This window comes from Butyrivibrio proteoclasticus (assembly GCF_900115735.1).
Taxonomy (GTDB): Bacteria; Bacillota; Clostridia; order Lachnospirales; family Lachnospiraceae; genus Butyrivibrio; species Butyrivibrio proteoclasticus_B.
Genome location: NZ_FOXO01000023.1, coordinates 55,133 through 67,490, shown reverse-complemented (window position 1 = coordinate 67,490; position 12,358 = coordinate 55,133). Strand labels below are relative to the sequence as shown.

The 12,358-nt window shown below is 37.9% G+C and carries 9 protein-coding genes and 1 pseudogene; 2 read left to right on the top strand and 8 right to left on the bottom strand.

The genetic code is table 11. The annotated features are described in order from the left end of the window. A pseudogene (locus BM146_RS19570) lies at nt 1-261 on the top strand (IS4 family transposase); the annotation flags it as partial. Between the two features lie 272 nt (nt 262-533). Continuing rightward, complete coding sequence (locus BM146_RS19200) at nt 534-836, top strand: hypothetical protein (protein WP_177201674.1); 303 nt, start codon at nt 534-536, stop codon at nt 834-836. Nucleotides 837-853: 17 nt separating this feature from the next. Here the strand turns inward: BM146_RS19200 and BM146_RS13675 are convergent, their stop codons facing one another. From BM146_RS13675 to BM146_RS13640, 8 genes are all read right to left on the bottom strand, one after another. After that, complete coding sequence (locus BM146_RS13675; protein ID WP_177201673.1) at nt 854-2,848, bottom strand: methyl-accepting chemotaxis protein; 1,995 nt, start codon at nt 2,846-2,848, stop codon at nt 854-856. A 204-nt stretch (nt 2,849-3,052) separates the two neighbouring features. Beyond that, a complete protein-coding gene (locus tag BM146_RS13670) occupies nt 3,053-3,901 on the bottom strand; it encodes a sugar phosphate isomerase/epimerase family protein (RefSeq protein ID WP_330391836.1) in 849 nt (282 codons plus the stop codon). A 71-nt stretch (nt 3,902-3,972) separates the two neighbouring features. Continuing rightward, nucleotides 3,973-5,943, bottom strand: a complete 1,971-nt coding sequence (locus tag BM146_RS13665; RefSeq protein WP_074890144.1) for a family 43 glycosylhydrolase — start codon at nt 5,941-5,943, stop codon at nt 3,973-3,975. Between the two features lie 127 nt (nt 5,944-6,070). Then, nucleotides 6,071-7,750 carry a glycoside hydrolase family 43 protein gene (locus BM146_RS13660; protein WP_074890140.1) on the bottom strand — a complete coding sequence of 560 codons (1,680 nt, stop codon included), beginning with the start codon at nt 7,748-7,750 and terminating at the stop codon, nt 6,071-6,073. A 21-nt stretch (nt 7,751-7,771) separates the two neighbouring features. After that, entirely contained in the window at nt 7,772-8,494 is a 723-nt protein-coding gene (locus BM146_RS13655) for a rhamnogalacturonan acetylesterase (protein ID WP_074890137.1), read from the bottom strand. A 109-nt stretch (nt 8,495-8,603) separates the two neighbouring features. After that, complete coding sequence (locus BM146_RS13650) at nt 8,604-9,479, bottom strand: carbohydrate ABC transporter permease (protein ID WP_022773531.1); 876 nt, start codon at nt 9,477-9,479, stop codon at nt 8,604-8,606. A 12-nt stretch (nt 9,480-9,491) separates the two neighbouring features. Next, complete coding sequence (locus BM146_RS13645; protein ID WP_074890134.1) at nt 9,492-10,448, bottom strand: ABC transporter permease; 957 nt, start codon at nt 10,446-10,448, stop codon at nt 9,492-9,494. A gap of 161 nt (nt 10,449-10,609) precedes the next feature. Continuing rightward, entirely contained in the window at nt 10,610-12,298 is a 1,689-nt protein-coding gene (locus BM146_RS13640; protein WP_074890132.1) for a type 2 periplasmic-binding domain-containing protein, read from the bottom strand. Nucleotides 12,299-12,358: the final 60 nt, after the last annotated feature.

Sequence of the window (12,358 nt, the reverse complement as noted above, 5' to 3'; positions counted from 1 at the left end):
GTTGTATTTACCCGGTATATGATGCTCGCTGTTGAGAATCGTGAAGCAGAAGATCCAAGAACCCTTGGAGAACTGTTTACATATCTTGTAGAGGAAATGGCAGATGTTACATTTGTCCATGCATTCACTCTGATTATGAAAATGTTCTCAGATATGATGACTGAAAAATTCGATCTTGACGAAGAAGAAATCTCAACTATGATCGATACCTTCATATCTGCACTTACCCCCGCCATGCAGCGTCAACTAAGGGCTGCATGATGGTACTTTTTTGCCATTTTTTATTGAATTTTCAAGGTACAAACGCTATTTTTTTACTGCGAAGTTTCAGTCAGATTATTCATTATCAATTACTGCTTGAAAAAGCTACCAGGGATCTGGGGTATCTTCGCCATGCACGTAATCATTTATTTGAACTAAATGAAACGAGCATTGAAGAGTTTTTTTTGGTGCCCTACACCACCAATCCAAATAATGAGTTTTTTTCTTCAATGCAGACTGCATTTCAAAACTCACAGTTTTTTACCACAACTTTGACTATAAACGAAAAAAATCATGAACTTGACTGTTATGGGCTTCTTACCGAAAAAAAATATGCGGATTTTTTAAAAGTTGAAAGGGGTTATATTATAAAAAAATCTATCGTTGTAAGCCAAATGATCGATGTTGTTGGCAAAAATCCCGCAGATGAAAACATCGTTAAGAATTTCAAGGACACCATATCAAAAAAATACTCCAGATCCTTTGATACCATTTATGCTGTGCTTGTTTCCAGATTCTATGATAAAGAAAAGAGGTATCATCAATATTTTATGATCTTTGCACAGCTTGAGTGATACCTCATTTTTCTTAATTACTTGAAAAATTCAATCTCTTCGTTAAGCTTCTCAGCAATAGTCTTAAGGCTTGTTGCTGATTCTGCAAGAGTTGTTACTGTAGCAGAAAGTTCCTCTACAGAAGCACCTGTAGTCTCAGTCGCTGCAGCATTTTCCTCTGAAATAGCTGAAAGAGATGACATTGAATGAGAAACGTTTTTGTTAGATGCAACACAAGTATCTGTCTCATTTGAGATCTTCTCTACTCTCTCAACTGTCTTTTCAATGTCACATATCATTCCATTTACAGAAGAAATTGTGCTTTCAAGAGCTGCCTGCTGAGCCTTATTGTCTTCAATTATCTCATTTGCAGCCTTAACAGCTGACTGTGACTCTGTTAAAAGAGTTTCCATAACCTCATGAATTTCCTTTGCAAGAGACTCTGAATCATCAGCAAGTTTTCTAATTTCTTCTGCAACAACTGCAAATCCTTTTCCGGCATCTCCTGCTCTTGCAGCTTCGATAGTAGCATTTAAAGATAAGAGATTTGTCTGAGCTGCAATTCCTGAAATTCCTTCTACTCTTTCGTTAATATCAGAAACAGCATTCTGAGTAGCTGATATTTTCTTTGATATCTCAATGATCATATTAGCCATAACTTCACTTGTATTATGGAAGTTTGTAAGAGACTCGCTTGAAGACTCTGAAGCCTGTTTCATTCTTGTTGCAAGATTGCTAAGATCATTTGTTGAATTCTGTACACCCTCAATTGCCTCTGTGATAAGTCCTGCATTCTCAACAGAATCCTGAACTTCTTTAGCCTGCTCTGAAGCACCTGTAGCTATTTCCTGAACTGCCTCTGCAACATTCTCTGTAGTAGAAGCAATCTGGTTAGCCATCTCAGAAAGTTCTTCAGAAGATGTATTTACTGTATTTGAAGATTCTTTAATGTTTTCTACGATACTCTTAAGTTTAGCTACTACTGCATTTGAATCGCTGATCATCTGACCAAATTCATCATTTCTGTTTTTATATTTATTAATCTCTATAAACTCACCATTTGCAAGTGCTGATAAAAGTTTGTTTACTTCAAACATTGGCTTAGTAAAGCTTTCTGCAATGAAAAATGCAAGAACCAAAACAGCTATGATCATTGCAATTCCCACAAGAATAATAATTCTTGCTCCTTTTCTTGCTTCGCTTATTATTTCACTTTCAGCCTTACCTGCACAAACTGTGTAGCCTGAAGCAGGATTCTTAACATAACTTACATATACAGGGTATCCTTTTGCATTACTTATATAAAAACCTGTTTCTTCATTTGATGTCATATATGGAGAACTTGCAAAAACCTGAGGCTCATCTGTAGCTAAAATCTCATAATCTGAGTGAGCAACCAGTGTTGCTTCCTGGTCCACAAGGAATGCTTCTTCTGCTTCTTCAGCAAGAAGAACATGTATATCATCAGGGTTAAAGGTCTTATGAACAACACCAATAACTGTCTTATCATCAGTATCAAATACAGGAACTGCAATACAGATATTTCTTGTATTTGTTACTGAGCTAACAAAAATTGTAGAAATATAAGGCTTTCCTGTAGCAGCATTCTTGAAATAATCTCTTTCAGCAATGCTCTTATATTCACCATTATCACTACGAAGAACCATCATTCCTTCTATATTTGACATAACTATTGTATTATCATCACCAAATGACTCATTTATATCAATCATCTGATCCTTTATTACAGAAGGATCTGTAATCTCACCCTTAAGAAAAGCAATGGTCTGTGGGGATGATGCAAAGCTTGAAAGAGCAGTCTGGCTCTTAGTAAACATCTTATCTATTTCTGATTCAATGTATTTTGCCTGCCAATCAAGGTTCTGCTTTGCAACCTCTTTGGCACTATTAGTTGAAGTCACATAACTGATACTAACCGCAACTGTTAAAGGTATTATTGCAATTAAAAGCATAAGTGCAATAAGTTTTGTCTTTACACTATTTTTTGAAAAATTGATTTTTTTCTTTTTCATTTCACTATTCCTCTCTAACATCCGTGTATTTTTTCTTAAATCCATTATGCATGCTGAAATTTTATAAACCCGGTGGTAACCACCAGGTCAACAGTATACTTTTTTACATAAAAAAATGATTCCCGGTGCAATTTACTTACACCAGGAACCATCTGCATTTCAGAAAATCATTCATTGTTACAACAAATTATGTTCACTATTTTTTCACTTTTTCAAATACTCTTGTTCTACTTTTTCGATGCATTCACGAGATGAAACAGCCACATCCGGAGTTGTGTCCTCAAGTGTCGCCTGAATGAATGGTTTGTTATCAAGAGCAAACTTCACGATACTTGAATAATCAAGTTCTCCCAGACCACAGCCCATGCTCTTAACGCCATTTTCAGTAAGCACGCAGTCCTTTAAATGAATCATGCAGATATCTTTGCCTAACAGATCATGTGCCTCTTCAAATACTTCGTACTTTCTGTCGTAATTATCAGTCCACAAAAGATTAACCGGATCATAAATTATCTGAAGATTAGGAGATCCAATCCTATCCAAAACTTCTCTTGCTCTCTGCGGACTATAGACAATATGCCTGTAAACAGGCTCAATCGCAACAATAACGCCCATCTTTTCAGCATACTCAACAACAGGTCTTAAATTAGTGATAAATGTTTCAAGAGCCTCTTTTGAATGACAAGCCTCTTTATCATATGAATATGTTTCATTAGGTGCACCTGTCTCAGTTCCAACCATTCCACATCCCAATAAAGAAGCAAAACGTATATGTGCCATATATTTGTTCTGAATAGCTGAGAGCTGCTCAGCATTAGGATTCGCAAGATTAAGATAACATCCAAGAACTGCAACATCTAAATCAGCTCTTCTAAATGCATCTCTTAAATACATTGCATATCCGGGTGTCAACGCCATTGGATCAGCTGTAAAGCCGGGTACCTTTGAAAGAGCAATATGAACGCAGGAAAAGCCCTGGTTTTTTATTTCTGTGAGTCTCTCCTCAAAAGGGAGCTCTACAGTATCGTGAAATCTAATACCAATCTGCATCATTATAAGTAACCTCCAATAATAGAAAAACTCATATATCTATATTAGCCGCAAAAATCCAATTATTCCACTATTTATATGTCAATATAATTGCAATTTCTGAACTTAACAGAAAGCAAATCTTCATCGCCACTATAGGCATACATGCCAACCAGTGCTCCCGTAAAGCGTTTTCCTTTATTATATCCTTCATCACATAGGTAATATACATCCGGAAGTGTAGCAAATATCACGCTTCCCGGATCATCTTCACTCCTGCGTTTTGAGCCCTTGGAGATCAACTCATAGCTTAGCGTTCTTTTCAAGTAATCTGTATTCATGCTAAATCTGATAGTTTCCTCATCATATTCAATAGGCTCATCAGAGAATATCCATTTATCCTCTTCTCCAATATGCTCTTGTGAAAAGACATATAATTTACCGTTCTTTTTCATAAGACCGAACAAGACAAAAGTATTCTCATCATAGTAACCTGAAATACCTGCATGTTGTCCTTCAGAAAGCTCCGGTATCTCCATATCTGCAACATACTCGAAAGAAAAAGAAGTTTGTCTTCTAAGAACCAGGTTTCTGCTATCAACACTTGAGATAGGCGCTTTACTTCCCTTTATAACAAAAGAATTTCCTTTATCAAAAGAAACATCGCCCTCTTCAAATGGTCTTGGAGTCATGTAATCAAGCGGAAGTCCACAAGGAGAAATATAATCTTTGCTCTCTTCTTCCGGCTCCAAAAGTTCATCGCACTTTTCTTTATCAATCTTACTATGTATATCATGGAGCATAGCAAAATCTGCCAGATCCGGATAAGGCTTTACCTGCATAGTTGAAGGTCCTTTTAAATCATTAACTATAGGCCATCCGTCTGCAGTCCATGTTACAGGATCAATAGCTGTTTCTCTTCCAAGAATACTGTAGCCATCACCTATTTTTCGTCCACACAGATAAACCATGTACCATCTGCCATCAGGAGTCTCTACCATATCACCATGGCCACAACGCTGAATAAGAGCATCAGGATCTTTTTGCCTCATTATAGGGTTATAAGGGCATGGCTCGTATACCCCCAAGAGTTCTCTGCTCCTCGAAACAGTTACCATGTGGCCAGGGCCTGTTCCGCCTTCTGCTTCAAGGAGATAATAGTATCCATCTTTTTTATATAAATGTGGTCCCTCAGGAGCTCTTTTATTATCTCCATAGAAAAGAAGCTGTGGCTTGGATATTTTCTTTGTAGCATCCTTGCTGATTTCAAAAATCCTTGCTCCCCTGTTAAGAAGCATATATCTTCTTCCGTCATCATCATTAAAAATACTTGGATCAATTCCATCCTCGTCAATGAATACCGGCTCACTGTAAGGCCCTTCCGGTCTTTCTGAAGACACAACAATCTGCCTGCGGTAAACAGGTCCCACATCATTAAGTCTATAGGTTGCCGTTATATAGAATCGACCTTCGTAAAAAGAAATATCCGGAGCCCAGTAGCCTCGACCACCCTCAAGTTCATCGAGATATGCCCATTTAGGATTTGTTATAGCATGACCAATTATCTCCCAATGTATCAGATCTTTTGAATGTGAGATTGGGATACATGGAAAAAAGACAAATGATGAATTTACCATATAATAATCGTCGCCGACTCTACAAATGGAAGGATCCGGAAAAAAACCGGCCCTTATAGGATTTCTGTAAAAATCATAATATGAATGAGAATATCGTTTCTCCAGATACTGCTCTATTTCCTTATGCTCTGAATTGCAGATACTACCCTTAACAGCATACTTACTTTTTAAGCCATTTTCTGCAATGTCATGTACTATATCCCAGGGTGTAACCAGATTTATATCCCCTTTTAGCGGATCGAGGCCGCACCTTTCTGTAAGATATTTAAACATCTGCAAATTTCCGGACATTGCAGCAAAATGCAGCGCTGTCCTGTGCCCTTTTGCATATTCATTAAGACTAGACCTTGAATATTCAACAATCCATTTTACGAGTCCAAAATCACCTTTTTTTGCTGCATCATATATAGTTATATTTCCTGCATCCACTATAATTTTTCTCCCCTATACCAATATATCTAAAATCGTAATATCCAATTTATTCATCATATCTATCACTCTGCCATTTGAAAGCTTAACCTTAGGACGTGACAATCACAGCAAATACTCATAAAGGTCACAGAATCTCCATATTTGCAGAAATAAAGTCAGCATATCCAGGGTGAGAATTCTCTATATTATTAGAAATAGCAAAAATACCAATCTTTGCACCAACCCACGTATGATCTGACGGAGTATAGTTGGCTCCAAGGTCAAGTCCCTGTTTCTCATTATCTGATGCACCAATATTAAGTTTTATTTTGAGACTAGGATTTTCATCTCCCAGAGGATTATGAACATTTTGAAAATACATGTCTTCTGATTTCAAACTACTATCCGAGTGGGAAAATGTCATAGTCCATGTAATGTCTTTTAACGCATCTGAAGCGGAAAGTTCATAATTAGAGCAGATTTTTGAAAAATCGATATCTTTATCTGCAACTTCTTTTTTATCAGAATCTGTCCCCTCTGAATGAATTGTTTTTATTACATACTTCTCATCAGATAGTCTCTCGATATATGCGGCCATATACTGGCCTCCTGTCATGCATACGCCTGCTCTGTCACCTATATTTAATCCGGAAGCATCCATCTTGATCTTCATTTCAAACATTGGATAGATCAGTTTTTGTGTAAGAACATTGGCACTTTTCCAGATAACAGGCTCATTTTCAGAGCTTGTGTTAAGGGCATATAATCTTAGACCATTCTTTTTATCCGGTACCTGGCTGTAAAAAGAATCATAATGGTTACCAAGCCATTGCCATGATAAATTATATTTTCCATTTTCAAAATCATCAGATGCAAAAAGCCCTGTATCCTCTAGATCAAGGTCGTTTGAAACATTTGGCTTAGTATATTCATAAACAGGCTCACCGCATCCGTTTTCATCCGGATTACTACCAATAATTGGCCAGCCATCTTTCCATGCAACAGGCTGAAGATGACATATTCTTCCATAAAGTCCTCTGTCCTGGAAATGAATGAACCATTCATCGCCATTTACTGTATCAACAAGAGCACCCTGATGAGGACCATTGATAACAGTATTTCCGGTATGCATTACTTCTTTTATCTCATAAGGACCATAGATATTCTTACTTCTAAGAGCGACCTGATATCCATCTGTTACGCCACCTGCCGGAGCCCAGATATGATAATATCCATCCCTTTTATAAACTTTGGGTCCCTCAATAGTCACAGCAGGGTGATCCGGATCATTTCCGTTAAAGATAAAGTGATCTTCAGTAAGAGCCTTTGTTCCATCAGGGCTCATTTCAAATATTCCAAGAATGCTCTTAAATCCAATCCTGCTCTTGGCATATCCATGTATAATGTAGGCCTTTCCGTCATCATCCCAAAATGGGCAACAGTCAATAAGGCCTTTTCCTTCCAAAAGGCACACAGGTTCATCCCACTTTCCGAGAGGATCTTTAGTTTTTACAACATAGTATCCCTCATCAGGCATTCCGTAAAAAATATAGAACACTCCTTCATGGTATCTGATAGATGGAGCCCATACTCCCTCTGAATGGCGGGGAATATCAAATCTCTTTTCCTTAATATTGTTTAGAGCGTAATTTACAAGCTTCCAGTTAACAAGATCCTTTGAAATAAGGATTGGAAGCCCGGGTGTATAGTTAAAGCTTGATGCAGTAAGGTAATATGTATCACCCACCCTGATGACATCAGGATCACTGTAATCAGCAAAAATAATCGGATTTCTAAATTTTGAGCCTAAATCTGAATAAGACATTTTTCTCCTCCACAAGACGCATCAACCATTTGTTTCAATATCTAAGTATTTGGCAAGTGCCAGATTATCAATAACAAGTGACCTATATGGTTCATCAAGCTCAGAAAGTCCCTTCGCTATCATTCCGGCATACAAAAGTGCACCTTCATATTTCAGATGTGAATTATCTATCTTTCCTTCAGGCGCCCAATCAGCTTCACCTGCTGCAAGATTCATATAGTACTTTTTGGAAGCTTCATCCCCTGTCTTTTCAAGGAAATTGCGGCTCATTGTAAAAAGATCAACTACAGGAACATTAAACTTCTCCCCTGCCTCTTTCATGCCCTCCACATACTCTGTGTGTTCAGATGGCTTTAAATTGCCCTTCTCATCAAAAAGTCTTCTTTCGACTGATGTGATGAATACAGGATAAGCCCCTTTATTTCTTGCCACATTAACGAATTTTCCGAGATTTACAATAAAATCATCGTGTGGCTTTGTATATCTTGTTGGATCATTTATCTTTTCATCGTTATGTCCAAACTGAATAAAAAGATAATCGCCTTTTGTTATTTCATCATAAATAACAGCAAGTCTGCTCTCATCTATAAAGCTCTTTGTGCTTCTGCCATTTACAGCATGGTTATATATCACAACATCTTCCTTGGTATATCTGTCAAAGGCCTGTGCAATGCCAGTCTGAGGATATGTATTAAACTTATTGCAAGCTACAGTTGAGTCCCCCGCCCAAAATATGTGTCTCATACCTTACTCTCCTTTTTTATTCTTTTATATATTTTTTAATAGCTTTATGTATTTAAAAAGAGGATATGCATAAAGCATATCCTCTATTCTAAATGTCGAAAGAAAATAATTACTCTTTTACAGCTCCGACATTAACACCCTGTACAAAGTACTTCTGAAGGAATGGATAAGCCGCCATGAAAGGAAGGATAGCGCAAATAATAGCTGCATAATAAAGAGTATTCTGAGATACCTTATACGCAGTTGTCGGCGTATCACCATCCATGATCATAACGCGGAGCTTATACTGGAAGTTAACCTGATCAGGATTTGTAATGTAAATCTGTACTGTGCTGTAATCGTTCCATACTGTAACTGCATACATAAGACCGATTGAAGCAAGAGCTGCCTTTGAAAGAGGAAGTACTATCTTGAAGAAAATTCCCATAGGACTGCAACCATCAATTTTAGCAGCTTCAAAGAGAGATCCGGGAATTCCTTCAAAGAAGTTCTTCATCAATACAAGGTTGTAAACGTTCATACCATGCTTGATAACAAGGATCCACATTGAATCTACAAGGTGAAGCTGTTTCATAACAAGGTATTCAGGAATCATACCACCAGAGAAGATCATTGTGAAAAGAAGGAAGAATGACATTGCATTTCTACCCGGCATCTCTGTTTGTGTGAGTACGTATCCACCAAGAGTTGAAAGTACAAGACCAAGAAGTGTTCCTAAAACTGTTGTAATTACTGAATTAAGAAATGGTCTGTACAATCTGACTGTTGTAAAAATAGTAAGATATCCATTTACTGTAAAATCTTCTGGCCATAATTTGAACTGGTAAACACCTACAGCATTAAAGGAATCAACTAATACTTTCCAAATAGGAATAAGAACAATAAGCGCAATCAAAATAAATACTACATAATTGACAACGTCAAATACATGTACTTTATTTTTTCTTGCCTTAACTTGCATAGCCTGTGCTTTTGCCTGTGCCATAATGTTACCTCCTTAAATAATACCGCGGCCACGAATCTTCTTACTAGCCCAGTTACAAATAAGAACAAGGAAGCAGCCTACAATTGATTTAAACAAACCAACCGCTGTTGTATATCCATAGTCCGGAATGGCTGTAAGGAAAGTCTGGCGGTACACATATGTTGAAATAACATCAGATACATCAAATACACGGTTATTATATAAAACAAATACTGATTCAAAAAGGTTAAGAACCTTAGCAAGGTTAAGAATCAATACAATTATTACCGTATTCATAAGTGCCGGTACAGTTACGTACCAAATTTTCTGAAGTCTTGAAGCGCCATCAATATCAGCAGCCTCGTAAAGTTCAGGGTTAATACCGGAAAGTGTTGCAAGGAAGATAACTGTTCCCCAACCTGTTTCTTTCCAGATATTGATCAAATAGAATATTGGTCTCCACATTGACTGTACATGCAAAAAGTCAATGCTTTCACTGAGTACTCCCCATGCCTTTAATGTCTCGTTTACAAAACCAGTAGATGATTTTGATAAAAACAGCTGGAATATAGCAGCAACTACTGCCCAGGACATAAAGTGTGGTAAGTAAATAATAGTCTGAAGAGACTTCTTTGCAAACAGGTTGTGCATTTCATTAAGAAATACTGAAACAAGAACTGATGCAAAAGTCGTGATTAATAGTTTAGTAATAGAAATCTCCAATGTGTTTGTAAATGCAGTCCAGAATTCTTTCTTTGCAAACATGGTATAGAAATTCTTAAGGCCAACAAACTCAATATTTTTAAGCTTATATGTGTAAAATGCATACCTTACACCAAGCATTGGCCAATAGTAAATTATGATTACAAAGAATAAAACCGGCAGGAACATCAAGTAGTAACCAAAGTTATTTTTGATGCGCGTACTAAGAGGCTTTTTATTGATTGGAGCTCCTGTAGATGTCATAGCAACCGTTTGCTTCTTACTCATAGCATCCTCTTCCTTTCAAATATACATAATTTACGTTTTGCTGCAATTGTATTATAGCAAATTTCCGTAAATTTTTTCGTAAAAAATCCCATCCCTAAGAAGATTTTTTATATCCCAAAGGGATGGGAATAATAGACTTCTGTTGAAGAAATTAAAGACTATTACTGTGCATTAAGTTCTTCTACGATCTGAGCTGATACATCGCCCCACTTCTCAAGGTACTCAGCGATAGCATCCTCAGCTGTCTTCTCACCAGTTACAACCTGGTTCATAAGAGTTGTCTTATCTGTTACAAGCTCTTCATTAACTTCTGTAAGTGTCTCACAAGAAGCTGCCTGAGGAGCATCTACACAGTTCTCTGTGAAGAACTTGTTACCAGCTGCTACAAGTTCGTCAGAATCAACGAATCCGTTTGTAAGAGGAGCAATAACAAGTACTGGATCAAGATGATTCTTCTTCCATACTGTGTTAGGGTCATTAGGGGACTGTTTAAGGTGGAACTCACCCTCTGCATACTCATAATCCTTCTTCTTCTCAGGATCATCAGCATTTGTTGTGAAGCTTTCAGCATGTGTTGACCAGTGAACATCCTCAGCACCATATGTCCAAAGTGTCTGAACTGTGTCACCATCAAGCATTGTCTCAAGAAGAGCATCAAAGATAGCCTGCTCACGAGCATTGCTTCCATCCTGATCATCTGTGATTACCCAAACAGGAGCTTCTCTGTTGATATAACCGCCCCATGTATCCTTGATCTCCTGAATAGGAGCAAGCTGTACAAGTCTGTCATCACCAAGATCATCATCTACACCCTGCTTAGCCATGTTGTCTGTAAGAGTTCTAAGCCATGTTCCAGCCCAGTATGTGAATACACCTTCTGATGTTGACTGCTCAGCTGAGAACCATTTCTCACGAGCCTGCTTTGTTCCAGCTTCTTCTGTATCTGGATCGATTACGCCATCAGCATAACCTTTAGCAAGTCTTGTAAGAGCATCGATTGTAGCCTGCTCTGCGAAACCATCAACCCAAACTCCATCCTTCTGATAGAATGAAGGATAAGCACCCTGCCAGAATTCTGGCATGTAGTTGATATATGGAGCCTCATCAAGCTTACCGTAACCAGCAGCGATTACACCGTATGTTCCATTAGAGCCATCACCATCTGGATCATTGTTTGCAAATGCAATAAGCATGTTGTAGTAGTCATCAAAAGTCTTGATATCCTCTGCCTTCATTCCTACTGCATCAAGCCATGACTTTTTAACATATGTAACGCATCCGTTTCCGTATGTAGGAGCAAAACCGTAAAGGTGTCCTTCGCTGTCCTTCATATTCTCATTGATTGAAGGAAGTGTGATACGTGACTGGAATTCAGCGTTTGCATATGCATCAGCCATATCCCAAAGAAGACCTGTCTGAGCATACTGTCTGAACATTGTAGCACTCATGATAAGTGCATCTGGGTAATCAGCATCACCAGGTGCTCCTGTTGTAAGGAGACGTGATACTGTTCCAGCATAATCTGAGTGATCAAGCTGGTTGATATTAAGTGTGATTGGATGACCAAGTTTCTCTGAAACTGCCTTCTCCCACTGCTCCTTAAATGCATCCTGACCATTCTCAACTGTAGCTGTAAGTGTACCATCTACTACAATGTTAAGAGTCTCAAGTGTGTACTCTTCATCTGTAGCAGCTGCAGTGTCTGTAGATGCTGTTGCATCAGCAGACTGTGATGCTGTTGTGTCGCCAGACTCAGTAGTTGTTGTTGTCTCTGAGCTTGTGCTGCCACATGCTGCAAGAGAAGCTACCATAGCTGTTGACAAAAGTAATGATAAAACTTTCTTTTTCATCTAAATGTTTCCTCCCATATAGATTGTGTGTTTGCTAAATGTAAGCGTTTTCACTTACCT

What these genes read in the sequence shown, in the direction of transcription:
- BM146_RS13675 (WP_177201673.1), bottom strand. Translation starts at nt 2,848, where the DNA reads ATGAAAAAGAAAAAAATCAATTTTTCAAAAAATAGTGTAAAGACAAAA.
- BM146_RS13670 (WP_330391836.1), bottom strand. Translation starts at nt 3,901, where the DNA reads ATGATGCAGATTGGTATTAGATTTCACGATACTGTAGAGCTCCCTTTT.
- BM146_RS13660 (WP_074890140.1), bottom strand. Translation starts at nt 7,750, where the DNA reads ATGTCTTATTCAGATTTAGGCTCAAAATTTAGAAATCCGATTATTTTT.
- BM146_RS13655 (WP_074890137.1), bottom strand. Translation starts at nt 8,494, where the DNA reads ATGAGACACATATTTTGGGCGGGGGACTCAACTGTAGCTTGCAATAAG.
- BM146_RS13650 (WP_022773531.1), bottom strand. Translation starts at nt 9,479, where the DNA reads ATGGCACAGGCAAAAGCACAGGCTATGCAAGTTAAGGCAAGAAAAAAT.
- BM146_RS13645 (WP_074890134.1), bottom strand. Translation starts at nt 10,448, where the DNA reads ATGAGTAAGAAGCAAACGGTTGCTATGACATCTACAGGAGCTCCAATC.
- BM146_RS13640 (WP_074890132.1), bottom strand. Translation starts at nt 12,298, where the DNA reads ATGAAAAAGAAAGTTTTATCATTACTTTTGTCAACAGCTATGGTAGCT.